This is a genomic window from Pleomorphomonas oryzae DSM 16300 (genome assembly GCF_000422965.1).
Taxonomy (GTDB): Bacteria; Pseudomonadota; Alphaproteobacteria; order Rhizobiales; family Pleomorphomonadaceae; genus Pleomorphomonas; species Pleomorphomonas oryzae.
Genome location: NZ_AUHB01000007.1, coordinates 38,131 through 62,459, shown reverse-complemented (window position 1 = coordinate 62,459; position 24,329 = coordinate 38,131). Strand labels below are relative to the sequence as shown.

Below are 24,329 nucleotides of genomic sequence, written 5' to 3'. Positions count from 1 at the left end.
AAATTATCTCAGTTCTGGTGGGGAACGGCGCTGATTGGCACCAGCGTGATGCCACGCCCGTCGAGACCGCCCGTCCAATCTGCCAGCGCCTTCAGCGTCGCCGGTCGGGCACTGGCAACGCCAACGGCAAGGCCGCGCGTGCGGGCGATCTGCTCAAGCTGGGCAAGGCGAGCGGTGATCTCATTGGGCGTCGGTACCGCGTCGATGATCAGATCGGCCTTGGCGAAAGTCGTCTTGGACTTGCCTGCCGACTGTTCGGCAACGCTGCGCGGCGAACTGCCATCGTCGAGATAGAGAAGTCCGCGTAGCGCGATCTCCTGCATCACCGGATCGAGAGCGGCGGCTTCTGACGTGAAACGAGCGCCCATATAGTTGACGACGCCGACATAGGTCGTGAGGCGGGCCATCACCCGGTGCAAATTCTCGATGTTCTGGCGCGTATCCTTGCCGACCAGCAGCGTGTTTTCACCGGGATCGTTGTCGGGATAGTCGAAGGGTTCGAGCGGCACCTGCAGCAGAAGTTCGTGACCGTCCTGCCGCGCCTTGGCGGTCCAGCGGTCGAGGCTGGCGCCATAAGGGGCGAAGCCGAGCGTCACTTCGGCCGGCAGCTTGGCGAGCGCTTCCTGCGTTCCGGTCTGGCTGAGGCCGAGGTCGCCGACTACGATGGCGATTTTCGGCGAAGCGCCAACGAAGCTCGGAACCGGGCGAGCGTAGACATCGACCGGCTTGCGGCCATCGGCGGCAACGCGCGGCAGCGGGCCGAAAGGCGATGTCTCGATGAGCGCGGCGTCGGCCTCGATCGGCAGCGCCACCGTCGCCTTGGCGTCGGTGGGGCCCTCAACCATCACGCCGGCGTCCGGCTTGATCTCGGATGGTGGCGGCAACAACTCACCAGTGCCCGACTTGACGCCCACCGTGGCGATATCGGCACGAGCATAGCCGGTCTCGGACGTCTCGATCTTGGCCCGGGCATAGGGCTCGCCACCAAGCGGATCGCTCACCACCATCAGCCAGACGGCAAGGCCGGCAAACAGGCTCGCCGTGATGACGGCGGCAATGGCGCCCACCGGTAGGCGAAGCTTTCGGCCGCTGGGGCCGCCGAAGCCAAGGGGGTTGGTCAGGTCGTTCATGGCGCGTGCGATCCGGCTACTGGCGACCGCCCTGATTCGGTCAACCGCAGCAGCTTAGTTCAATCCGAAGCATCACGGTATGCCGCTGAAATGACAACGGGCCGGAGATGAACTCCGGCCCGGCATTTTCGGCTATCGGTCCGTCAATTGGCGACGGGGTCGTCGCCCTTCGGCGGGAAGGCGGCGTTGGCCTGAAGCCCACGCAACAGGTCAAGCGCCAGGTTGAGCTGCTTGTCGTTCTTGGGGTCGGGCGGCACGTAGGCTTGGCTGCCAGACCCCTCAGCGCCCTCGGTCTCGCTCTTGAGGTGACCCTTCAGCGAAGCTTCGCCCTTGGTCTCGGTGACCTGATCCTTGAGGTCCTCGGGCAGGTCCTGGAGCACTTCGATGTCCGGGTGGATGCCCTTGGCCTGGATCGAGTTGCCGGACGGCGTGTAGTAACGGGCGGTGGTCAGGCGGATGGCGCCGTTCGAGCCCAGTGGGATGATGGTCTGCACCGATCCCTTGCCGAAGGAACGCGTGCCCAGAATTGTCGCCCGGCGGTGATCCTGCAGCGCGCCGGCGACAATCTCCGACGCCGATGCCGAACCGCCGTTGATCAGCACGATCAGCGGCTTGTCGCCCACCAGCTCGCCAGCCTTGGCAGCGTAGCGGCGGGTATCGCTATCGTGGCGGCCGCGTGTCGAGACGATTTCGCCCTTGTCGAGGAAGGCGTCCGAGACGGCGATCGCCTGATCGAGCAGGCCGCCCGGATCGTTGCGCAGGTCGAGCACATAGCCCTTGAGCTTGTCCGCGGGGATGGCGGCGTCGATCTTGTCGATGGCCGTCTTGAGACCGTCGAAGGTCTGGGCGGTGAACTGGGAGATGCGGATATAGCCGACATCGTCCTTCACCTCGTAGCGCACCGACTGCATCTTGATGACGTCACGCACGATCTTGACGTCGAATGGCTTGTCGGTGCCGCGCACTATGGTGAGGGTGATCGAGGAGTTGATCGGTCCCCGCATCTTGTCGACTGCGTCGTTGAGGGTGAGGCCCTTCACGTCGGTACCGTCGATGGCCGTGATCAGATCACCGGCGCGGATACCGGCCTTTGTGGCAGGCGTATCGTCGATCGGCGTCACCACCTTGACGACGCCGTCCTCCATCGTGACCTCAATGCCGAGCCCGCCGAACTCGCCCTTGGTCTGGACCTGCATGTCCTGATAGCTCTTGGCATTCATATAGCTGGAATGCGGGTCGAGCGACGTGAGCATGCCATTGATCGCCGCTTCGATCAGGTCGGGCTCATTGGGTTCCTCGACATAGTCGGACCGGATGCGCTCGAACACGTCGCCGAACAGGTTGAGCTGGCGATAGGTATCGACGCCAGCAGCCACGGCAGACCCGAAGCCGGGCAGACGGTGCTCGAGGGTCAGGGTGGTAACGCCGGCACCAAGAACGGCACCCGCTGCGAGTAGCGACAGTTTTTTGATCATCCGCTGACCTTCCGATCCTGCGATGCGACCCACCAGGGGGAGGGATCGATCGAAGTTCCACCTTTGCGAAATTCGACGTAAAGCACGGGCTGCGTGACGCTGGCATCCAGCGCGGCGGCGCTGGCCAGCCGCTGGTTTCCCATGACACCGACAGGCTCGCCCGTCAAAACAAATTGGTCCAGCTGGACGTCGATCCGTTCCATGCCGGCAAGCACGATATGATAGTCGTCGCCAGCGTCGAGGATCAAGAGCTGTCCGTAAGAACGGAACGGTCCGGCGTAGACGACGCGACCATCGGCCGGCGAAACCACGCGAGCACCGGCGCGAGTAGCGATCGACTGGCCCTGCGAGACGCCTCCAAAGCCGTTGTCGTCGCCGAAGGTTTGCAGATTGACGCCGCGCACAGGCAGAATCAATCGTCCCTTGGCGTCTGCAAAGGCGATAGCCGGTCCGAGACGGCCGCTGCCAGGCGCAGCTGCCGTGGGGGGAGATGATTCGATGCGGCTTGCCGGCAGCGCCTTCTTCATGCCGGCGATCAGCTCTTCGAGGCTGCGGGCATGCTTGGCCAGTTCCTCGGCGCGGGCCTTCTCGGCCGCGAGGTCGGCAGATCGTGCTTCGCTCTCGGTTTTTTTCTTGTCAATGAGCAGCGTTAAACGCTGCCGCTCCTCGGCAATGGCCGCGGCATCGGCCCTGAGACGATCGCGTTCGGCGGCGGCGCGGGTTCTTTCGGTGACGAGAGCATCGAGATCGGATTGCAGGGCTTCCGCTTCAAGCCGAATCTCCGGCAGCACGGCGCCGACCACGACCGCCGAGCGCACGGCCTTCAGCGCATCCTCAGGGCTGACGACCAGCGCCGGCGGCGGTTGGCGGCCAATACGCTGGGCGGTAGACAGCACGGCGATCAACACGTCCCGGCGGGCAACGAGCGAGGCGCGGATTCGGGCCTCATTATCGGCACCGCGGGCCAGACGCTCTTCGCTGTCGGTAATCGACTGCTCAAGCGCCTGAACACGGGCTGCCGAGGTGACGAGCTGATCGTTGAGAGCCTGCTGATCGCGGGACAGGCCGGCGATTTCGGCGGCAATCTCCGCCTGTTTTTCAGCCGACAACTCCATGGAACTGCGAAGCTTGGCCAGTTCCTGGTCCTTCAGTGCCCGTTCGGCTTCTACCTGATCGGAGTCGACGGTGCTGTTGGACAACGCGGCCGGTCGGATTGAGCTGGTTGCCGGCGCAAAAGCCGTTGCCTCGGGCGGCAGGCCCTCCTGAGCCATGGCATAGCTAGGCATCGCCGCGACGATGGCGGCGATGGCAAGGCGGCAGGCTCCGGGACGTCGCGTTTGGGGCGGCATAGACGATGAGCTGTCCGGTGGCTGTGCGGTCGAGCGGCCGAACCTATCGGCCTTTCCGTTAACGCTTCGTCAACCAAGGATCGATGGGACAAACGTCGGACAGGTCAGGGCCGATGATAGGGATGGCCACTCAAGATGGTGACTGCACGATAGACCTGCTCTGCGGCAAGAATGCGGACGATTTGATGCGGCCAAGTCAGCCGGCCAAAGGAAATGCGGTGGCCGGCGCGTGACAGCAGCTCTTGCCCATGGCCATCCGGTCCGCCGATGAGCAGAACGGTGTTGGGCGTACCGCGATCGCGGGCCTCACCAAGCATTTGAGCGAATCGCTCGGAGGTCGGCGAATCACCCCGTTCGTCCAGGGCGATCAGCAGGGCGCCCGGTGGCAGGTCGGTCAGAAGCTCACGTGCTTCTTCTTCCTTGCGCTGCACTGCCTCGCGTGCGCGGCTTTCGACGATCTCGCGGGCGGTGACCGAGGAAAACCCAATGGCGCGGCCAGCCTTGTCGGCACGGTCGAGGTAGCGGTCGGCGAGCTCCCGCTCAGGGCCGGCCTTCAGTTTTCCAACAGCATGAATGGCGATGCGCATCAGTCTCTGTCTTATCAGGCGCACGCGCCATATCGGCGGGGCCAACGGCCCCGCGCGTCGGGGTCATGAGAAGCTTCCGAACCGTTTTGGAGCATCCGCAATTCCGGAAAGCTTCTCCGAGCGGTTTGTTCCAGTTCAGGCAGCCGCTTTGCCAAGAAAGACGGAATCTTTCCGGGCGGGCACCTCAACGACGGCCGGTTTGAGGGGCCGGGTCGGGCGCCCACATCTTCTCAAGATGATAGAACTCGCGGACTTCCGGGCGGAAGACGTGAACGATCACCGAACCTGCGTCAATCAACACCCAGTCACAGGCAGGTTGACCCTCGATGGCGACATTGCCGAAGCCCGCATCCTTGAGGTCCTTGGCCAGATGGTCGGAAATGGCACCGACGTGGCGGCTGGAGCGACCGGTGCAGATCACCATGTGGTCGGCGATCGGCGTCTTGGCGGCAACGTCGATGTCAACAACGTCCTCGGCCTTGGCATCGTCAAGGCTGGTGAGAATCGTGTCGAGCAAAGAACGCGGGAGAGGGGGGGCATCGCCCGAGAACGCGGCGACGTCAGAAAAGGGGTTGGCGCTGAAAGCGCCCTCAGTGAAGGACATACTCAGGGGTGCACCTCGTGAAGTGGTCCGCGGCGGACGGCCCAATGCCGACAATCGCCGATGCATAAAAGGATGAACCTTGATGGTGACGTTTTCAAGATCGCCGGGACCAATGGCTAAGCCCGGCCGGCGGCGCGTCGAAGGTTGCTCGATGACAGCGGCACCTTGACGCCGGCGATGAATATCCAGGCGGGCGGCGTAAGGCTGGGCAGCAGAAGACCGTCGCGCTCGGCGATGCGTGCGCCGGCAAATGTGCGGGCGGCCGGTGAGGACAACGCCGCGAAGGTGGCGCCGGGCCGGTCGATGACGGCGATCGGCACCATCTGGGCAATCTGCCGCCAGCCGCCCCAGTGGTGGAAGGTCGCCCAATTGTCGGCGCCGATCACCAGCACAAAGCGGACTGTGGGTCTGAGCCCCTTCAAGCGACGGACAAAGTCGATGGTGTAGCGGGTGCCGAGCCGCGCTTCGAGGTCGGTGACGACGGCGCGCGGATGCTTGGCGACCCGCCGCACCGCGGCCAACCGCTGGCCGACGTCCGGAAGGCCGTCCGTCGACTTCAAGGGATTGCCGGGGCTGACCAGCCACCAGATACGATCGAGCCCGAGCCGCTGAAGCGCCAGATGGGCCACGTGGGCGTGGCCCCGGTGCGGCGGGTTGAAGGACCCGCCGTAAAGACCGATGCGCATGCCGGCAAGCGTGGCGGGAAGGCGGGGTGTCGTCACGGGCGCGTCTGGCCCCTGCCGTGCACACGATACTTGAACGACGTCAGCTGTTCGACGCCAACCGGACCGCGCGCATGCATCTTGCCGGTGGCAATGCCGATCTCGGCTCCCATGCCGAATTCACCGCCGTCGGCAAACTGCGTTGAGGCATTGTGCAGCACGATGGCCGAATCGACGTTGGCAAGAAAGTGGGCGGCGGTCGCCTCATCGGCCGTGATGATGCTCTCGGTGTGATGCGAGCCGTAGGTTTCGATGTGCTCAACGGCCGCATCGACGCCATCGACAAGCGCCACCGAGATGATCGGCGCCAGATATTCGGTCGACCAGTCGGCTTCCGTCACAGGCACGGCCGACGGGAATCGGGCGCGAATCTCCGCCGTCGCCCGGATCTCGCAGCCACGCTCGTGGAGGGCGGTCAAAATCGGCAGGAGGTGAGTGTCTGCCACGGCGCGGTCGACGAGCAGCGTCTCGGCCGAACCGCAAACGCCGACGCGCCTGAGTTTGGCGTTGACGGTGACGGTGACCGCCATATCGAGATCGGCGGCTTTGTCGATGTAGATGTGGCAGATGCCCTCGAGATGGGCGAACACCGGCACGCGCGCCTCGGTCTGCACGCGGGCAACGAGGCTCTTGCCGCCGCGCGGCACGATGACGTCGATCGATCCGTTCAGGCCTGTCAGCATTTCACCGACGGCAGCGCGGTCTTTGATCGGTACCAACTGAATGGCGTCCTCCGGCAGACCGGCCGTGCGAAGACCAGCGGCCAGCGCGGCAAGGATGGCCTGCGAAGAGCGCATCGAATCGGAGCCGCAGCGCAGGATGGCGGCGTTGCCGGCCATCAGGCAGAGCGCGCCAGCGTCGGCCGTCACATTGGGTCGACTTTCGAAGATGATGCCGACGACGCCGAGCGGCGTCGCCACCCGCTCGATGGCAAGGCCATTCGGTCGCGTCCAGGCGGCCAGCACGCGGCCGACCGGATCGGGCAGGGCGGCGATTTCCTCAAGCGCCCGAGCGATCTCCTCGATGCGGGCAGGATCAAGCGTGCCACGATCCAGGAAGGAGGCGATGACGCCACTCTCCTTCATCGCCGCGACATCCAAGGCGTTGGCCTTGAGGATGTCGGCCTCGCGGGCACGCACCTCTGCCGCCATCGCGGTGAGCGCCGCCGTCTTTTCCTTGGTGGAAGCGCGGGCAAGGCGGCGGGCGGCGACGCGGGCGCGCCGGCCGATGTCGGCCATCAAGTCATGAACGGAAACGTCGGTCAGTGCGGTCATGGTCAGTCTCCGAGGTCACCCTTCAGCACAAGGTCATCGCGATGAATCATTTCGGAACGACCGGGCGCGCCGAGGATGTCTTCGATCACAGCTGAATTCTGGCCGCGGATGCGACGTGCATCGACGGCATCATAGGCAACGAGGCCGCGGGCCAGCTCGACACCGGCCTCGTCGACGACGATCACCGTGTCGCCCCGGTGGAAATCGCCATCAACGCGCGTCACGCCGGGCGGCAGCAGGCTGCGGCCCTGTTTCAGTGCGCGGACGGCGCCGGCGTCGATGGTGAGAACGCCCGGCGCTTCGATGTGACCGGCAATCCAGGCCTTGCGGGCAGTCACCGGATTGGCCTCGGCGCGGAACAGGGAATGCGGCCCGCCGGCGTCGACGCGGGAGAGCGGTGCGGCAACTTTGCCGGAGGCGATGATCATCGCCGTGCCGGCGACGGTGGCAATCTTGCCGGCGTCGATCTTGGTCTTCATGCCGCCGCGCGACAGTTCCGAGGCGGCCCCACCGGCCATGGCCTCGATTTCCGGCGTGATGCGGTCGATCACCGGGATCAGCGTGGCGTTGGGGTCGATCTGCGGCGGTGCGGTGTAGAGACCGTCGATGTCGGACAGGAGAACCAGGAGGTCGGCGCCCATCATGGCGGCAACGCGGGCGGCGAGCCGATCGTTATCGCCATAGCGGATCTCGGTGGTGGCCACCGTGTCGTTTTCATTGATCACCGGCACGGCGCCCAACTTCAGGAGCTTGCCGATGGTGGCCCGGCCATTGAGATAGCGGCGGCGTTCCTCGGTATCGCCAAGGGTGAGGAGAATCTGGCCGGCGGTGATGCCATGATCGCCCAGCACCTCGGCCCAGGCTTTGGCCAGCGCGATCTGGCCGACGGCGGCGGCGGCCTGGCTATCTTCCAGCTTTAGCTTGCCCTTCGGCAGCTTCAACACGCCGCGTCCCATGGCAATGGCACCAGAGGAGACGAGAAGCACGCTGGCACCGCCGGCCCGAAGACGAGCGACGTCAGCGGCGACGCTCTCCATCCAGGCTCGCTTCAACGTGCCGGAGCGCCCCTCGACAAGTAGGGCCGAGCCTATCTTGATCACTACGTGGCGATAGCCGGCCAGCGGCCCGGTGAAGGCTTCAATAGTCGTTGTCATCGTCGTCTCTGTCATCATCGCTATCGCGGTACACGGGCTGCCAGATACGAGTGGCGGTGGCGGCCCGCGATGCGTCATTCTCGGCGCGGCTGGCCTCGACTGCCGTCGCCATGGCGCGCAGCACCGCTTCGACGCCGGTGCCAGTGACGGCGGACAGAAGAATGGGTGTTGCCTTGGCGGCCCGCTTCAGCTTCTTGGCTTTGGCGGCAAGCTCCTCTTCGGGCACCAGTTCGCATTTGGACAGAGCGATGATCTCGGGCTTGTCGCCGAGCGCTTCGTCATAGGCCTGAAGTTCGGCCCGTACCGTGCGCCAGGCGCCGACCACGTCCTCCTGGCTGGCATCGACGAGATGCAACAACACACCGCAGCGTTCGACGTGCCCCAAGAAGCGGTCGCCGAGGCCAATACCTTCGTGGGCTCCCTCGATCAGTCCGGGAATGTCGGCGAGCACGAATTCACGGGCATCGATGCGGACGACACCAAGACCGGGGTGCAGCGTGGTGAAGGGATAATCGGCGATTTTCGGCTTGGCGGCCGTCGTGCGGGCAAGGAACGTCGACTTGCCGGCATTGGGCAGGCCGACGAGGCCAGCGTCGGCGATCAGCTTCAGGCGCAGCCACAGCCATTTTTCCTCACCCGGGAGACCCGGGTTGGCGCGGCGCGGCGCCTGGTTGGTCGACGTCTTGAAATAGGCGTTGCCGAAGCCGCCGTTGCCGCCCTTGGCAATCAGCACGCGCTGGCCGATCTCGACCATATCGGCAAGAAGCGTCTCGCCATCTTCCTCGATGATCTGCGTACCGACCGGCACTTTCAGCACAATGTCGCCACCCTTGGCCCCATGCCGGTCGCGGCCCATGCCGTGGCCACCGGTCTTGGCCTTAAAATGCTGCTGGTAGCGATAATCGATCAGCGTGTTGAGGCCACCGACGCATTCGGCCCAGACGTCGCCGCCCCGACCGCCGTCACCGCCATCCGGCCCGCCGAACTCGATGAACTTCTCCCGCCTGAACGACACGGCACCGGCACCGCCATCGCCGGATCGGACGTAGACCTTGGCTTGATCGAGAAATTTCATCGAGGCTTTCCTGGAATAGCAACTGAGGCCGCGCCATGCGCTGCCGGTAGCTTGAGATTTCAAATGACGGCCGCGCTGCCCATCGTTCCGAAGCGGGCCACAACTTGCCGCTTAAAGCGGATCGCGATTTTTCAGGCTCGCTCGCTCCGCTTTAATCTTTGGTCTCGCGCATGTCGCTCACGCAAAACCGCTGCATACTTTGCGCGACATGCTTTAGAGCATCGCGCGGCGAAAATGAACGGATTTTTGGGATTACGCCGAGCCGAGGGTCACGGTCGCCACGGTCGGGCGGCGTGGCGCGCCCGTGTGAGGCGCGTATCGACATGGTCGAGCAGCCGCTCTTCGATCAGCGACGGGCGGCGGCTCATGCCGATAACCTCGAAGCCCTGGCGGGCCTGGATGGCCAGCGAGGCAATGTTGCCCTGAAAGGCGCCGGCGGTGATGGCGTCGACATCGAGGTTGGCATAGGCCCAGGTCAGCGTTGCGTCGACCGCTTCACTCATCAGTCCATGCCCCCAGAAAGGACGGCCGAGCCAAAAACCGATCTCCGGCCGGGTGTCGAGGCTGTGCAACGCGACGATGCCGCGCACGATCGCGCGGTCGTGGCCGCGGATCACAATGCCGAGCGTTGTTGCCGTGCCAAGGCTGGCGGTCGTGCAGCATTGGGCAATAAAGTCGGTGGCGTCTTCGGTGGTGAACGGATGAGGCACACGCACAAGCCAGCGTGCTACCTCGATGTCATCGAGATAGACCGCAACGGCATCGGCATCGGCGGGTTCAAGCGGCCGCAAAACGAGACGACTTGTCTCGATGCGCGGGGAGAGCACCGCGCGTGGCCGCCAGGACCCAAAGGCACCGGAAAGCAACTTCATTCCGCACTCACTTCTCTAGTGGCCGGGCTCTTCCATCTGCATCGGCACATGAATCGTCCGAATAGATGTAGGAAGTCCAACCGCTAGTACTCACTTGTTTCCGGCGGGGCTGGAATTTGATCGCGAGCCCTGGGGGGCGCTGAATTCAAATTCGGTCCACCGGAGCCTGAAACTCTCCGCGCCGCTCGCTCCACTCGGTTCTTTCGGCCTCGTGGTCATGGACGCGCAAGGGTTCCCAGGCCCTGATACTCTCCCAGGTACTGCGATCGATGCGGAAGCGGTCGATGGCCACTGCGGCACCGCTGCCGACCACCGAGGCCAGCTCCTGCGCCACCATCTGGAAACCGCACTTCTCGATTACCCGTCGTCCGGCCGGGTTGGTCACCCTGCAGGCAAACAACAATCTCTCATGTCTCTGGTGAACAAAGGCATAATCGATCGCAGCGTGGCAGGCCTCTGTTGCGAATCCTTGTCCCCAGTGGCGTTCACCGAGCCAACAACCGATCCAACCGGGTCCGGCCCGCCCGTGCATGTCGAGCGTGAGCACCCCGATCGGTGTCGGCGCCGCGTCGAAACCCTTCCGGCAGATGAGGTGCCGCTGGCCGCGCGGGTCCACAGGCTCGGCAAGCCAGAGCCGGGCATGCTCGATGCGGTAGGGATGGGGCATGCCCACCAGGCTGCGAGCAACTGCGGCCGAATTGGCAAGCCGGGCGATCGCCTCGGCATCATCGTCGACCGGCGGCCTCAGAATCAGTCGCCGCGTCTCGATGGCCGGCCTCACCGCTGCCATCAACGGCCAGCCGCAGGGACTGTCGGGTTCCTCGATCTCGCTTAATTCGGACATGGGGCTCTCCTCGCGCTCCAAATGAAATCAGGGGAAGTGGTGTCCCACTTCCCCTGTCACATCGCGCGCCAGAAGCGCGGTCCGTCCGGGTCCGTGGGACGCCGGCGGGCCGCTTCAGCTCCATCCGGCTTACTCAGCTGCCGCCGTCGTTGGCATGACCGATACGTAGACTCGGCCATTGCTTTTCGTAGCGAAGGACACGTTGCCTTCCGTCAGAGCGAAGATCGTGTGATCGACGCCCATGCCGACGTTGGCGCCCGGGTGCCACTGGGTGCCGCGTTGGCGAATAATGATGTTGCCCGGAATGACGGCTTCGCCGCCGAACTTCTTCACGCCGAGGCGTCGACCGGCCGTATCGCGACCGTTGCGGGACGAGCCGCCTGCCTTCTTGTGAGCCATTTCAGTCTCCTGTCTGTCGTATCGTCCGCTGGCGGAGCCGTTCGGTGCTCAACACCTTGATGGACGGTTATCGGGTCAGGTTCCGGCAGTAGTGTGGCCGGAACGAAATTTCGTCAGGCGGCGTTGATCGCGGTGATCTTCACCGTGGTCAGAAGCTGCCGGTGACCGCGCTTGCGCTTGGAATTCTGCCGACGGCGCTTTTTGAACGAGATCACCTTGGGACCGCGGGTCTGCTCGACCACCTCGGCGACGACGGTAGCGCCGGCAACGGTGGGGGCGCCAAGGGTGACACCGGCGTCGGAACCGACGGCCAGCACTTCCTCGAAGGTGACGGCGGCGCCGTCCTCAAGCTCGATCTTCTCGATGTCGAATACGTCGTCAACGGCAACCTTGTACTGCTTGCCGCCGGTCTTGATCACTGCGAACATGGTCATGCCAGTCCTTCTTCAGATGGTTTTTGGCCGCGCCGCACCTTTCGGGCGCGCGACGGATCGACAAAACAAAAAACCCGGGCAATTGACCGGGCTCCCATTAAGCCGCGTTTTCCCTACACGGAAAGCCTACGCCGGTCAACGCCGAAGGGGGTATTTCGGCGGCTGACGAGGATGAGGTGGCCGCTTAAGCTTTTAGGCGCATCAAAAAACCCTTCCCATCGGCTTTTGCCCCTCTTGCCAGAGGCTTTGCCCGCGGTTATGGTCCGCGCCGCTTTCGACCGGGATCAACGTCCCAAAAAGCACCGCGGAGAGGTGGCAGAGTGGTCGATTGCACCGCACTCGAAATGCGGCATACTCGCAAGGGTATCGGGGGTTCAAATCCCTCCCTCTCCGCCATTTTCCAAGCATTTCCCGTATGGAATAGTGGGCGCTCGTCTTTGCCTCAGGGCAACCAGACCGACGGCGTGGCCACTTCGGCAATGCCTGCGGCCTTCAGAGTGACGGCGGCTGCTTCAACGCCATCGCGCGGCATCGGTGACCAGTTCGCCGCCGGACCGCGCACGCCGTGGTGCTGGAAGGCATTGAGGCGCAGGCGCGTCTCCGGGCCGAGGTCGCGCGCCAGCGCCGCGAGTGCGGCGATTTCTTCGGGCCGGTCGGTTTCGCCGGGAATCAGCAGGAAGCGCAGTTCGTAGAGCTTGCCAGCGCCCGCCAGTAGCTTTGCCGAGGCCAGCGATAGATCGTTGTCGGCGCCGGTCAAGCGGCGGTGGCGTTCGGGATCGAAAGCCTTGATGTCGAGCATCACCCCATCGGTGAGCGGCAGCACCTTGTGCCAGCCTTCAGCCGGCAGATGGCCGTTGCTGTCAATGAACAGCGTGAGGTGTGCAAGGTCCGGCGCTGCCCGGATGGCCGTGAACAGGTCGATCAGAAAACCAAGTTGCAGCGTCGCCTCGCCACCCGACACGGTGAGCCCGTTGAGAAAGGGCGCATTGCGGCGGAGAAGGTCGAGCACATCGTCCACCGTCAGGCGCCGCACCATCGGATTGGCGCGGGTCGGGCATGCGGCAAGGCAACTGTCGCAGGCGATGCAGACGCTGGGATCGTGGACGACCTTGCGGCCGGCCTTGGTGAGGGCGCCCGACGGACAGACGGCAACGCAGGCGCCACAGTCGCTGCAGACGCCGATGGTATGCGGATTATGGCAGGTGACGCAGCGATAGTTGCAGCCCTGCAGAAACAGCACGAAGCGGTTTCCTGGCCCGTCGACCACCGACCAAGCCAGGAACTTGCTGACGGCGACGACGCCGTCAGACACCGGAACCCGCCATCAGCTCCAGCCCGACGACACGGGGCTTGCGATCCAGGATATGCACCGTATCGGCCGCCTCGGCGCCGAGCGCCGTGGTGTTGACGCGCGATCCCTTCGCCGCGTTGTAAAGCCTGATGTCGGAAAGGCGGATCATGAAACCGGTGACGCGCACCAGGTCGTTGCCGGCGATATTGGCGGTGAACTCACGGAAGCCGAGCTGCAAGGCGCCCTTGGCAAGCTGGAATACGGCCTCGGGGTTGGCTCGCACCGTCTCGTCGAGGGTCAGGATTTCCGAGACGCCGGACAGATAGTGCCGATGATGCGGTAGGAGTGCCTGCACGTGGCTGACCGGATCTGGCTCGCTGCCATAGGGAATGCGCACGCCGGGTGTGGTGCCGGCGTCGCTGGAAAGGCCGGCCTGGGCGTGCAGCATGGCGAATCCACGCCAGACATGGTCCATCGGTTCGCGGGCGACCAGATCTGCGAGCTGCGCCGAGATGCGGTGGCCGAGCGCGTTGGCGACGGCATCATGACCGTAGCGGCCGGGTCGGCCGGCGAGATCCTGCAGGTGATTGACGGCCTCGGCCATGGCGAAGATGCCGAACATCGCCGTGAAGCGATCCCTGTCGATCCAGCCTTCCTCGACCAGGAAGTTGCCATCGAAGAATCCCGATTGCCGGAACAGATAGTCGATGCGGGCACGCATAAGGCGGGCGTTGAGATTGACGTAACGCGGCAGCTGAACGTCGAAAAAGTCGGCCTCGTTGGCGCTCGCCTCGGCCACCTTCTTGAGATTGACGCGAGCAAGCGAGGCAGCACCACCCCTGAGCGGCAGTGCGTTGTAGCAGCTGACGATGGCGTAGCCCGGTTCGTTGAATACTTCGCGGTGGATCGGGTGGTTGGCGATATGCGGCTTGGAGCAGGCGATGATGTTGTCGGTGCAAAGCCGGAGCATGGCTTCGCCGCTGACTTCCGGATCGTAAAGGAAGGTGAGGTTAGGCGCGACCTGCTTCAACTCGGCATCGGCTCGCAGAATGGCGCGGGCAACACGGTTGTCGGTGGGGCCAATGTCGGCGTGCAGGAAGGCGTCCGGCAGCACGCGGTCGATGTAGCGCCAGAACAGCTTGATCTTGCGATAGAGCTCGTCGTCGGAGGCACCGTCGCAGAAGGGCAGCAGCAGCGCGTCGAGATGGCCGATGAACACCGGCATGCCGGTTACCGAGGGTACGTGGTGATAGGCGATCTGCAGCGTGTTGATCGCCTCGTCGAGCGTTTCTGGCTTCGGCAGTTCCAGATAGGCGGAGCCGTTTTTCAGCACCACCTCATAGTCGGGCAGCACGTAGCGCGGCTTATAGGGGGCGTTTCCCTCGTACATGTCGCAGATGATGCGAGCGTCGAGCGCGGCACGCGTCTCGGTGTCGAGCAGCACGTAGGGCAGCATGTTCTCGGCTTCGACCGCCAGCGCATGTTCCTTCTGCTTGAAGCTCAGGGTTCGGTCCTGCGCTATCCTGCGCAACTGGCTCAGCATTTCGGTCATAGCGGTCCCTCATAGTCTGCGCATGCATGATACGCCGCTCCTGGCGGCGCGACCATGATTTGGCGCATCAAGAGAGATAAAGGGCGGCTTGTCCAGACGGAGGGTTACCGATGAGCGGCTGCGGCATACCCATCAGCGTTCATTCGTCGCCGTCGTCGGGGATCGCCAATAGATGACCGCACGCCTTGCGATGCACCGCATTCGGCTCGTGCCGCATCAGCGCGCATTTTGGGCAGCGGAAGGTGACCTTGTAGGGACGGAACAGCGCCTGGGCGAGGCGCACAAACAGCGAGATCCCGACGATCATGGTGACGATGGACGTCAGCTTGCCGGCCGTTCCGGGCAGGGTGATGTCGCCGAAGCCGGTGGTGGTGACGGTCGCTAGGCGGTGGAATTCAAGAATGGTCTCGAGGCTGGGACCATCCGTTGGCGGCACCTGCGAACGAGCAGGGGGAGTGACGGGCGGTTCGGGCGTCACAATAGATCAATTCCTCACTAGGGCCGCCTTTATCCAGAGCAAGGACTGGCAGGCATCCGAGCTTGTGGCGAGATTCGGCCCTTTCCGTCGGCACGACAACAACCCTCAGCCAAACGCACGGGTTCCGCCTGGTTGTCCATCTCCGGCCGACGGCTGACGATCGGGGCCGGCAGCCCAGGTCGTTGGGTACCTGTCGGAAAGGTAAAGGATAAGCTAATGCCGCCTTTAGATTTTCTTTGGTCGGCGTTCAGGTAATACGACTTTCGTATATGTATCGCAGCGCCTATATGAGCGGTGTCGGACACGGTCGTTCGGCTGAAGGAAAGGAAACCGAGATGTTCGCCCAGGCTCCCCTCAACAGGACGTTCCGCGAGTCTCGCGCCGTCGAGCGGGACACTCGCTATGTGCGCGGCTTCGGTTCGGAATTCCGTGAGCGTCAGTATGTTCGCGCCGGCAGCAGCCGGATTGCTGGTCTCTGACCGAGACGACCAGACGTCAGCCGTTTATCTTATGCGCCCGATCCGCGAGGATTTCGGGCGCTTCGCTTTTCTGTAAGCGGGCCAATTCTGCGTTGAGCACCAGATAATCCAGCCTATTTAGGGTCGCTTTCGACTCCGTGGAGTGGGCGGCTTGCCGTTGATGGGTGCGTCAGGCGTTCGCGCCCGACCGTCGTGGTATGACCAATGAAGTCATCATAAAGATTGGACATCGCGCTGAGGCGCGTTTCAACATCCGGTCCCAATTCGGCGAACACCGCGTTGATGATGAGGCCGATCAGGCTCGCCATGGCCGAGGTGACATCCCAAAATTGATCGAAATCCGTGCGGACGGTGAACACCTCGTCGGCGGCTTCGCGACCCCAGGTACAGTAGGGATCGGTGATCAGCGTGACGTGCGTGCCGGCGGTACGGGCGGCGATGCCGAGATGGCGGGCGAGGCGGGAATAACGACGGCCCTCGATGATGACCAGCGCCGCTTCGGAAGGCCTGCCCAGCAGAAGCTCGGCAAAGGTGCCGTCCGCCGCATCCATCAGATGAACGTCCGGCCGAAGATAGGAAAGGCCATGGGCCAGATACTGGGCGTGGCCGCGTTCGGTCTGAAAGCCGGCGACGAATACCTTGCCGGCGCGCGCAATCCGCGCTGCCACGGCGCGGAAGGCGGGCGTTGCGGCCAGTTCGTGATTGGCAACAATGGCCGCGATTTCCTTTTCGAGCGCACTGCTTTCGCCCGCCCGACTTCGCTCTGCGAAGTCGCGTAGCCGGTCGCCCATCAGAAAGGCGCGGTCGCCGAGGTCATCTCTCAGCGATGCCTTGAGATCCTTGAAATGGCGGAAGCCGATGGCACGGCAATAGCGGCCGACCGAGGCTTCGGATACGCCGATGCGACGGGCGACCGAGCCGGCCGTTTCGAAGGGTAGGCTGGCAAGATCACTCAGAAAGAAGCCGGCAATGGCCGCCTCCGTTCGCGTCGCCGCGGCCAGGCTCTTTTCGATGCGTCGCCGAAGCTCGGCGCCCGATCCCGCCGTTTCCTTCGCGCCGCGCCGCTCTTTCACGCCAAACTCCCTTCAGGATTTACTGGAACGCTGACAGGGAAATTGCCGGGTGTCAATCTTGCAAAGAAACTTGCAGCAGCCTACCGTCCGCCAGAGTTTCCCGGAGGTCCTGCCGATGACCCGTTCTCTTCCGCCGATCGAGCGCGCCGAACTGAGGCTCGTCCGGCTGCCGCTGATCAATCCCTTTACCATCTCAACCGGCACCATGACCGAGCGTGTCTTCCCTCTGGTGACGTTGTCAGCCGGGGGGCTCGAAGGCTATGCCGAGGGCGTCATGGATCCGCTGCCGGACTTCCTCGAGGAGACGATCGCCGGTGCCATGGACTTGATCGGCGAGACAGTTCTGCCGTCAATGATGGGGCAATCGTTCGACAACCCGGCCATGGTGGAGAAGCTGCTTTCGCCCTGGCGCGGCAACCGCATGGCGCTCGCCACCGTCGAGATGGCTTTCTGGGATCTCTGGGCCAAGTGGCTCGACCTGCCGCTCCAAACTCTCATCGGTGGGGCCGGCAATGCAGTCGATGTCGGCGTGTCACTCGGCATCGGGCCGATCGACGCGACGCTCACCCGCGTGGAGAGCCACGTGGCGCAAGGCTACAAGCGCATCAAGCTGAAGATCATGCCCGGCCATGATATCGAGCTATTGGAGGCGGTGCGTCGGGCCTTTCCAGTGATCAAGCTCTCCGTCGACGCCAACAGTGCCTATCGCCTTTCCGACTGGGCGGTGCTCGGCCGGCTCGACGACTTCCATCTCGAATATGTCGAGCAACCGCTCGCCCACGACGACATAGCCGACCACGCCCAGCTGCAACGTCGCCTCAGGACCCCAATCTGTCTGGACGAAAGCATTCGAAGCGCCGGCCACGCCCGGCGAGCACTCCAAGCCGATGCGACGCGCGTCATCAACATCAAGGTCGGCCGCGTCGGCGGCATCGCCGAAGCGATCCGTGTCCACGACATTGCCGCAGCCTTTGACGTTCCCGTCTGGTGCGGCGGCATGTTGGAATCAGGCATCGGTCGCGCCCACAATATTCATCTCTCGACCTTGCCCAACTTCCGCAAGCCCGGTGACACGTCGTCGGCGAGCCGCTATTTCCATCGCGATATCATCATGGAAAAACTGGAAACGACCGACGGTCGCATGCCGGTGCCGACGGGGCCGGGCATCGGCGTTCATCTCGATCGTGATCTGCTCGATGATGTGACCCGATCGGTCCGGACTTTCTCGGCATGAGTGCCTCCGAGGTGCCGCCGATTATCCGCGATCTCGCGGGCATGGCCGAGTTTCACGCGGCTGAAGAACTGCAGCGCGATGTTTGGGGACCGGACGACAAGACCGATCCCGGTGACCTGATGATGGTCATCCAGGCCGAGGGCGGCCTCGCCGCCGGCGCCTTTCTTGACCATCGGCTGATCGGCTATATTTTCGCCTTTCCGACGGCGACACCCGGCGTGCAGCATTCGCACCGCCTGGCCGTGCGCGCCGAGGCGCGCGGCCTGGGGCTTGGCCTGAAACTGAAGCTCTATCAAGCCGACTGGTGTCTTCAGCGCGGCATCCAGCAGGTGCGGTGGACCTACGATCCGCTGCGTCTGCCCAATGCCGCCCTCAACATTGGCCGTCTCGGCGCGACGGCTGCGACCTATCATCGCGATTATTATGGCGAAATGGGCGGTATCAATGCCGGGACCGCTTCCGATCGGCTCCTCGCCGATTGGCGGCTCAATGGCGATCGTTACGAGCGCTGCCGTGCCGGGATGGCTATGCTGACGGCTGAGGAGGTGGCTGACGCCCGGCGCATCGCTTTGCCGACGGATTTCTCTGGATTGCTCAAGACCGACCCTAGCGCCGCAAATACCGAACGTCTCAGGTTACGCGATGAGATAGAGGCTGCTTTCTCCGACGGCTTCGTTATTGTCGGCGTCGATGCCAGGGAACCGGCCTATCTGCTATTACGTTTTCCAGGCAACTGAACCTGCGTTGGCCTGAGCGGGATTGCCTCTACCGGTCCGCTAGACTACATACGATCTGTATTCGGCTTTTTCGGTTCTTTCGATAGATTCCAACGACTTCTTTCGATCTCGTCCCTCTTGATTGTGAGATGCCATGTCCGTCAGTTTTGGAACGTCGGGTCTGCGTGGCCCGGCCATTGATTTCACCGGCTCCACCACGGCCGCTTATGTACGAGCTTTCCTAGACGTCATTTGCTCCAACGTGTCGTCGCGGACGGTCTACCTTGGAGCGGACCTCCGAGCATCCAGCCCGGAGATTGCCGGCTATGCCGCCGCCGCCATTTCCGCTGCTGGCCGGATACCGGTCTATGCGGGTAATGTGCCGACCCCCGCGCTTGCCGCCTACGCGCTGGCCCGCCAATCGCCGGCCGTCATGGTGACCGGCAGCCACATTCCCGAAGACTATAACGGCATCAAGTTCTACCGCCCCGATGGCGAATTTCTGAAAGAAGATGAGGCGCCGGTGCGCGAACGTGCCGAGGCGCTGCTTGCCGAGATGTTGGCCGCCGATGGCGGCAGTCTGCCTCCGGTCGATCCGGCCATCGCCGAAGCTTATGTTGCCCGCTACATCGACGCCTTTTCCGGCCGGCCGCTTGCGGGGTTGCGCATCGGGCTCGATCTCCATTCCGCTGTGGGGCGCGATCTCACCGCTCGTATCCTCGAAGGCCTCGGCGCCGAAGTCTTCCCGTTCCGCCGCTCCGATCGCTTCATCGCCGTCGATACCGAGGCGCTTGATCCGGCCGATCTTTCCCGTGCCAAAGATCAGATTGCCACCCATCGGCTCGACGCCGTGGTATCCACTGACGGCGACGGTGACCGCCCACTGGTGATTGACGAGGCCGGCCGCCAAGTGAATGGCGATGTGCTCGGCATCCTCACGGCCCGGCGGCTCGGCGCCAAGACGGTGGTGACGCCCATTTCTTCGACGTCGGCCATCGAGATGACCGGCTGGTTCGAAACCGTCGTTCGCACCCGCATCGGTTCGCCCTATGTGGTGGCCGGTATGGCCGCTGCCAAAACGGCGCCAGTCGTTGGCTTCGAGGCCAATGGCGGGTTCCTGACCGAAAGCGACATTGCGCTTTCCGCTGGTTCGCTGACGCGCCTGCCAACCCGCGACGCCATCTTGCCGATGGTTGCCGCCCTTGTCGCTGCCGCCGAGGCGAAGAGGCCGCTGTCGGCGTTGGTGGCGGACCTGCCACCGCGCGTCATGAAAGCGGACCGCCTCAAGAAGATCGCTCCTGCTGACGGGGCGAAGCTGATCGCCGCCGTCGATAGTTCGCGTGAGGCACGCGTTGCGCTCGACCCGCGGCTCGCCGCCCCCGTTGCCGTTGACCGTACGGACGGGCTTCGCTTGGTGTTGCCGGATGGGGACATCGTCCATTTCCGGCAGTCGGGTAACGCTCCGGAACTTCGCTGTTATGTCGAGACCGACAGCGCTGCAAAGACCGATGCCTTGCTTGCCGACATGCTGGCCGCCCTCAACCGCCACTTTGCTGTCTGAGAGAAACGATGCCCCAAGGATCCCCCAAGATCGTTCCCGTCATCCTGGCGGGTGGTTCCGGCACCCGCCTTTGGCCGGCGTCGCGCGACTCCTTTCCCAAGCAGTTCCAGCCACTGACCGGCGACCTTTCGACTTATCAGGAAACGTTGCGACGCGTCGCCGATCCCACCCTGTTCGATGATCCAGTGGTGATTACTTCGGACGCCTTCCGCTTCTTTGCCCGCCGGCAGGCGGCCGATGTTGGCGTCAAAGCAACAGTGGTGCTGGAACCGGCCCGCCGCGATAGCGCGGCTGCCGTTGCTGCTGCTGCGGCCTTCGTCGAAAAAACCCGCCCGGGTAGCGCGGTATTGGCGCTCGCCGCCGATCACGTGGTGCTCGACGACGATGTATTCCGCGATGCGGTGCGGCTTGGTCTCACCGCTGCCGAGGCCGGCAAGATCGTGGTGTTCGGCCTCGTCCCAACCGAGCCTAAGACGGCCTATGGCTACATTCGCCCCGGCGCGGCACTCAATGGCAATGACGATCTCTGCCTCGTCGAAGCCTTCGTCGAAAAGCCCGACGCCGAGACGGCGCTTCGGTATCTCCGCGACGGCTATCTCTGGAACTCGGGCAATTTCCTGTTCAAGGCCAGCCAGATGCTGGCCGAGTTCGGAAAGTACGCGCCGGACATCGTCGCCGCTGCTTCCGAGGCCGTCGACAAAGCATCCGAGGATATCGGCTTTGTTCGGCTCGATCCGGAGGCTTTCTCGACCGCTCGCAAGACGTCGATCGACTATGCGGTGATCGAGAAGACGGAGGAGATTGCCGTGGTCAAGGGCCGCTTCCGTTGGTCGGACGTTGGCGCCTGGGATGCCATCTGGCAGGTGAGTGAGCGTGACGGCGAGGGTAACGCCATTCATGGCGATGGCATGATCATCGCCTCACACGATTGCTTGGTCCACAGCCAAGGCATTCTGACGACGGTGGTCGGCGCCGAAGGCTTGATGGTGGTGGCAACGCCGGATGCCGTCATGGTGGCGCCACGCGAGCAGGCGCAGGCCGTCAAGGGGCTGGTTGACGCGCTGAAACTGGGAGGACGTGACGAGGCAACGTTGCATCGTCGCGACTATCGTCCCTGGGGCTATATCGAAGCGCTGGTCGCCGGCCCGCGCTTCGCCGTCAAGCACATTGTCGTCGATCCGGGTGGAGTGCTGTCGCTGCAGCGCCATCAGCACCGGGCCGAGCATTGGGTGGTGGTAAACGGGACTGCGACCATCGAGATCGACGGTGAGCCGCCGCGTCTTCTGACCATCAACCAGTCGGCCTATGTGCCGCTCGGTGCCAAGCACCGTCTTTCCAACCGCGGCAAGATCCCGCTGGAGCTGATCGAGGTGCAGTCCGGCGCCTATCTCGGCAACGACGACGTCGAGCGCATCGAGGATATCTATCAACGAGTCTAGGAAGCCGCTGATCGACATCGGCTGAACGCATACGGGCAGGCGACGCAACGCTTGCCCGTTTTTTCACCCCTTCCAGGTCCTGTACCATTCGACGAAGTTTTGGACGCCGTGGGGCACGTCGGTGTCGGGCACGTAGCCGGTGAGGGCTCTGAGGAGGTCGGGTGCGGCGAAAGTCTGTGGCACGTCGCCTTTTTGCATAGGTAACAGGTTGCGGATGGCCGGCTTGCCGAGCGCCTGTTCGATCGCCGCGATGAAGTCCAAGAGGCCGACCGGCTGGCCACCGCCGATGTTGACGATGCGGAACGGCGCCTGCTTGGACAGCGTGTCGACGACACCGTCGACCGTGACGCGGTTGTCTTCGCTGGGAGCGACGGGCACCAACCGGACGATCGCTTCCACCAAGTCTTCGACATAGGTGAAGTCGCGCCGCATGTTGCCTTCGCCGTAGACGTCGATTGGTTCGCCCTTCTCGATGGCGTCGACGAACTTGAACAGCGCCATGTCCGGCCTTCCCCAGGGACCGTAGACGGTGAAGAAGCGGAAGGCGGTGGTCGGGATCTTCCAGAGGTGGGCGTAGGAGTGCGCCATCGCCTCCATCGCCTTCTTGGTGGCGGCGTAGAGCGTCAGCGGCTCGTCGGTCTTGTCGGCTTCGGCAAACGGTACCTTGTCGTTGGCGCCATAGACCGATGACGTCGAGGCGAGCATCAGGTGCTTCACCTCGTAGGCCTTGGCCAGCTCCAGCACATTCCAGCTGCCGGTGAGGTTGGCGTCGACGTAGGCCTTGGGGTTCTCAAGGCTGTAGCGGACACCGGCTTGCGCTGCGAGGTGGATGATTACCTCGGGCTCCGCGAGCTCGGCGGCCTGCTTCAGAGCCGCAGCGTTCTCCAACTGGCCAATCACCGCCCGGAAGCCGTTCGATCGCTCGAGAAGAGCATGGCGCGCCTCCTTGAGGCGAACGTCGTAATAGGGTGTCATGCCATCGAAGCCGGTGACGAAGTGGGCGGCATCGAGCAGACGCCGAGCGAGATGGAAGCCGATGAAGCCGGCGGTGCCGGTGATCAGGAAGCGCATTATTCGGCCGCCTTGGCGACGGAACCGGTGGAGGGCATGCCGCGTCCGACACTTGTATAGCTGAAGCCGTGCTTTTCGATCTCTTCGGGGCGGTAGATGTTCCTGAGATCGACCAGAACCGGCGCCTTCATCACGCCTTTGAGGCGGGGGAAGTCCAGCGCCCGGAACTCGTTCCACTCGGTGACGATGCAGACCACATCGGCCCCCTCCGCCGCCTCATAGGCGCTGCCGACGTAATCGACACCCTCGATCAGCTTCCTGGCGTTGTCCATGCCCTCGGGATCGAAGCCGCGCACCTTGGCGCCGGCGTCCTGCAGCGCCTGGATGATGGAGATGGCCGGACTGTCGCGCATGTCGTCGGTCATCGGCTTGAAGGTGAGACCGAGCACGGCCACCGTCTTGCCACGGGCATCGCCGCCCACTGCCTGGATCACCTTGCGGGCCATCGCCCGCTTGCGAATGTCGTTGACGGCGACGGTGGTCTCGATCAGGCGGATCGGGCTGTCGTAGTCTTGGGCGGTCTTGACCAGCGCCAGCGTGTCTTTCGGGAAGCAGGAGCCGCCGTAACCGGGGCCGGCATGCAGGAACTTGCCGCCGATGCGGCCGTCGAGGCCGATGCCGCGCGCCACCTGCTGCACGTCGGCGCCCACCTTCTCGCAGAGATCGGCGATCTCGTTGATGAAGGTGATCTTCATGGCGAGAAACGCATTGCCGGCATACTTGATCAGCTCGGAGGTGCGGCGCTTGGTGAACAGCAGCGGTGCCTGGTTGAGATAGAGCGGCCGGTAGACTTCGGTCATCACTTCCTTGGCGCGCTCGTCCTCATAGCCGATGACGATGCGGTCGGGCCGCTTGAAGTCGTCGATGGCGGCGCCCTCGCGCAGGAACTCCGGATTGGAGACGACGGCGACGTCGGCGGTGGGATTGGTCTCGCGAATGATGCGTTCCACCTCGTCACCGGTGCCGACCGGCACGGTCGACTTGGTGACCACCACGGTGAAGCCCTTCACCGCCGTGGCGATCTCGCGGGCGGCGGCGTAGACATAGGACAGATCGGCATGGCCATCGCCGCGCCGCGACGGCGTGCCGACGGCGATGAACACCACGTCGGCCTCGGCCACCGGACCGGCAAGGTCAGTGGTAAAGGTCAGGCGCCCTGACTTGACGTTGGCGGCGACCAACGCATCCAGCCCCGGCTCGTAGATGGGGATCTCGCCACGCTCCAGCGCCTCGATCTTCTCCACCGCCTTGTCCATGCAGACAACGTCATGGCCGAAATCGGCAAAGCATGTTCCCGAAACAAGGCCAACATAGCCAGACCCTATCATCACGATCTTCATGGTGAGCTCCCCGAAATAGCGCGTCAGGTAGGCTTTCGCCCGGTTCTGACGCGGCTCAAACTCCAACCAGCATTGCGGCCGTCATTCCACGGCAAGCGCCCGTTGTCGAGGGGCTTTTCGGGAACTCTCCCTTGCCGGAAGGAGCGCGTCGCTTGACCAAACGCCCCATGGCCGAA

The 24,329-nt window shown here is 63.8% G+C and carries 23 protein-coding genes, 1 tRNA gene and 1 pseudogene; 6 read left to right on the top strand and 19 right to left on the bottom strand.

Features of this window, described 5'->3' with window-relative positions; all coding sequences use genetic code 11:
- Positions 1-8: 8 nt before the first annotated feature.
- From G522_RS0113080 to rplU, 13 genes are all read right to left on the bottom strand, one after another.
- Complete coding sequence (locus G522_RS0113080) at positions 9-1,130, bottom strand: divergent polysaccharide deacetylase family protein (RefSeq protein WP_051228600.1); 1,122 nt, start codon at positions 1,128-1,130, stop codon at positions 9-11.
- A 143-nt stretch (positions 1,131-1,273) separates the two neighbouring features.
- Complete coding sequence (locus tag G522_RS0113075) at positions 1,274-2,605, bottom strand: S41 family peptidase (protein ID WP_026791431.1); 1,332 nt, start codon at positions 2,603-2,605, stop codon at positions 1,274-1,276.
- Positions 2,602-3,954: a murein hydrolase activator EnvC family protein gene (locus tag G522_RS0113070; protein WP_036839224.1), complete on the bottom strand. Its 1,353-nt coding sequence runs from the start codon at positions 3,952-3,954 to the stop codon at positions 2,602-2,604. Before G522_RS0113070 ends, G522_RS0113075 begins: the two co-directional genes overlap by 4 nt.
- A 104-nt stretch (positions 3,955-4,058) precedes the next feature.
- On the bottom strand, positions 4,059-4,541 hold the full coding sequence (gene rlmH / locus G522_RS0113065) for a 23S rRNA (pseudouridine(1915)-N(3))-methyltransferase RlmH (protein ID WP_026791429.1): 483 nt from the start codon (positions 4,539-4,541) through the stop codon (positions 4,059-4,061).
- Between the two features lie 184 nt (positions 4,542-4,725).
- Positions 4,726-5,145: a ribosome silencing factor gene (gene rsfS, locus G522_RS0113060; protein WP_084633162.1), complete on the bottom strand. Its 420-nt coding sequence runs from the start codon at positions 5,143-5,145 to the stop codon at positions 4,726-4,728.
- A gap of 116 nt (positions 5,146-5,261) precedes the next feature.
- Positions 5,262-5,867: a nicotinate-nucleotide adenylyltransferase gene (locus G522_RS0113055; RefSeq protein WP_026791427.1), complete on the bottom strand. Its 606-nt coding sequence runs from the start codon at positions 5,865-5,867 to the stop codon at positions 5,262-5,264.
- A complete protein-coding gene (locus tag G522_RS0113050; RefSeq protein WP_425414063.1) occupies positions 5,864-7,147 on the bottom strand; it encodes a glutamate-5-semialdehyde dehydrogenase in 1,284 nt (427 codons plus the stop codon). Before G522_RS0113050 ends, G522_RS0113055 begins: the two co-directional genes overlap by 4 nt.
- Entirely contained in the window at positions 7,144-8,295 is a 1,152-nt protein-coding gene (gene proB, locus G522_RS26710) for a glutamate 5-kinase (protein ID WP_036839222.1), read from the bottom strand. Before proB ends, G522_RS0113050 begins: the two co-directional genes overlap by 4 nt.
- A complete protein-coding gene (gene obgE / locus G522_RS0113040; protein WP_026791425.1) occupies positions 8,279-9,370 on the bottom strand; it encodes a GTPase ObgE in 1,092 nt (363 codons plus the stop codon). The genes proB and obgE overlap by 17 nt, the downstream gene beginning before the upstream one ends.
- Before the next feature lie 269 nt (positions 9,371-9,639).
- Entirely contained in the window at positions 9,640-10,242 is a 603-nt protein-coding gene (locus G522_RS0113035) for a GNAT family N-acetyltransferase (protein ID WP_026791424.1), read from the bottom strand.
- Positions 10,243-10,387: 145 nt separating this feature from the next.
- Entirely contained in the window at positions 10,388-11,086 is a 699-nt protein-coding gene (locus G522_RS26705; RefSeq protein ID WP_051228597.1) for a GNAT family N-acetyltransferase, read from the bottom strand.
- A gap of 129 nt (positions 11,087-11,215) precedes the next feature.
- Positions 11,216-11,485 carry a 50S ribosomal protein L27 gene (gene rpmA / locus G522_RS0113025; protein WP_026791423.1) on the bottom strand — a complete coding sequence of 90 codons (270 nt, stop codon included), beginning with the start codon at positions 11,483-11,485 and terminating at the stop codon, positions 11,216-11,218.
- Between the two features lie 113 nt (positions 11,486-11,598).
- Complete coding sequence (gene rplU, locus G522_RS0113020) at positions 11,599-11,919, bottom strand: 50S ribosomal protein L21 (protein ID WP_245586652.1); 321 nt, start codon at positions 11,917-11,919, stop codon at positions 11,599-11,601.
- Between the two features lie 306 nt (positions 11,920-12,225).
- On the opposite strand from rplU, the gene G522_RS0113015 reads away from it, so the two are divergent.
- A tRNA-Ser gene (locus tag G522_RS0113015) sits at positions 12,226-12,315 on the top strand.
- A 46-nt stretch (positions 12,316-12,361) separates the two neighbouring features.
- Here the strand turns inward: G522_RS0113015 and G522_RS0113010 are convergent.
- From G522_RS0113010 to G522_RS0113000, 3 genes and pseudogenes are all read right to left on the bottom strand, one after another.
- Positions 12,362-13,231, bottom strand: a complete 870-nt coding sequence (locus G522_RS0113010; protein WP_026791421.1) for a YjjW family glycine radical enzyme activase — start codon at positions 13,229-13,231, stop codon at positions 12,362-12,364.
- Positions 13,224-14,762 (bottom strand): YjjI family glycine radical enzyme, encoded by a 1,539-nt coding sequence (locus G522_RS0113005; RefSeq protein WP_026791420.1) that lies wholly within the window; start codon positions 14,760-14,762, stop codon positions 13,224-13,226. The genes G522_RS0113010 and G522_RS0113005 overlap by 8 nt, the downstream gene beginning before the upstream one ends.
- A 139-nt stretch (positions 14,763-14,901) precedes the next feature.
- Positions 14,902-15,144, bottom strand: a pseudogene (locus G522_RS0113000) (ion channel); the annotation flags it as partial.
- Between the two features lie 431 nt (positions 15,145-15,575).
- On the opposite strand from G522_RS0113000, the gene G522_RS0112995 reads away from it, so the two are divergent.
- The gene (locus G522_RS0112995) at positions 15,576-15,719 is read left to right on the top strand and encodes a hypothetical protein (protein ID WP_156886931.1); all 144 of its coding nucleotides are present in this window, start codon (positions 15,576-15,578) and stop codon (positions 15,717-15,719) included.
- 113 nt (positions 15,720-15,832) lie between these two features.
- On the opposite strand, the gene G522_RS26700 is transcribed toward G522_RS0112995, so the two are convergent.
- Positions 15,833-16,792 carry a MurR/RpiR family transcriptional regulator gene (locus tag G522_RS26700; RefSeq protein WP_051228596.1) on the bottom strand — a complete coding sequence of 320 codons (960 nt, stop codon included), beginning with the start codon at positions 16,790-16,792 and terminating at the stop codon, positions 15,833-15,835.
- Positions 16,793-16,907: 115 nt separating this feature from the next.
- Here G522_RS26700 and menC point away from each other — a divergent pair, with 115 nt between their 5' ends.
- From menC to G522_RS0112970, 4 genes are all read left to right on the top strand, one after another.
- On the top strand, positions 16,908-18,026 hold the full coding sequence (gene menC, locus G522_RS0112985) for an o-succinylbenzoate synthase (RefSeq protein ID WP_026791417.1): 1,119 nt from the start codon (positions 16,908-16,910) through the stop codon (positions 18,024-18,026).
- Complete coding sequence (locus G522_RS0112980) at positions 18,023-18,763, top strand: GNAT family N-acetyltransferase (RefSeq protein WP_026791416.1); 741 nt, start codon at positions 18,023-18,025, stop codon at positions 18,761-18,763. The genes menC and G522_RS0112980 overlap by 4 nt, the downstream gene beginning before the upstream one ends.
- 133 nt (positions 18,764-18,896) lie before the next feature.
- The gene (locus G522_RS0112975; RefSeq protein ID WP_026791415.1) at positions 18,897-20,303 is read left to right on the top strand and encodes a phosphohexomutase domain-containing protein; all 1,407 of its coding nucleotides are present in this window, start codon (positions 18,897-18,899) and stop codon (positions 20,301-20,303) included.
- 8 nt (positions 20,304-20,311) lie between these two features.
- A complete protein-coding gene (locus G522_RS0112970; RefSeq protein ID WP_026791414.1) occupies positions 20,312-21,742 on the top strand; it encodes a mannose-1-phosphate guanylyltransferase/mannose-6-phosphate isomerase in 1,431 nt (476 codons plus the stop codon).
- Positions 21,743-21,805: 63 nt separating this feature from the next.
- On the opposite strand, the gene G522_RS0112965 is transcribed toward G522_RS0112970, so the two are convergent.
- Complete coding sequence (locus G522_RS0112965) at positions 21,806-22,813, bottom strand: NAD-dependent epimerase (protein WP_026791413.1); 1,008 nt, start codon at positions 22,811-22,813, stop codon at positions 21,806-21,808.
- Positions 22,813-24,153, bottom strand: a complete 1,341-nt coding sequence (locus G522_RS0112960; protein WP_026791412.1) for a UDP-glucose dehydrogenase family protein — start codon at positions 24,151-24,153, stop codon at positions 22,813-22,815. The genes G522_RS0112965 and G522_RS0112960 overlap by 1 nt, the downstream gene beginning before the upstream one ends.
- Positions 24,154-24,329 lie beyond the last annotated feature (176 nt).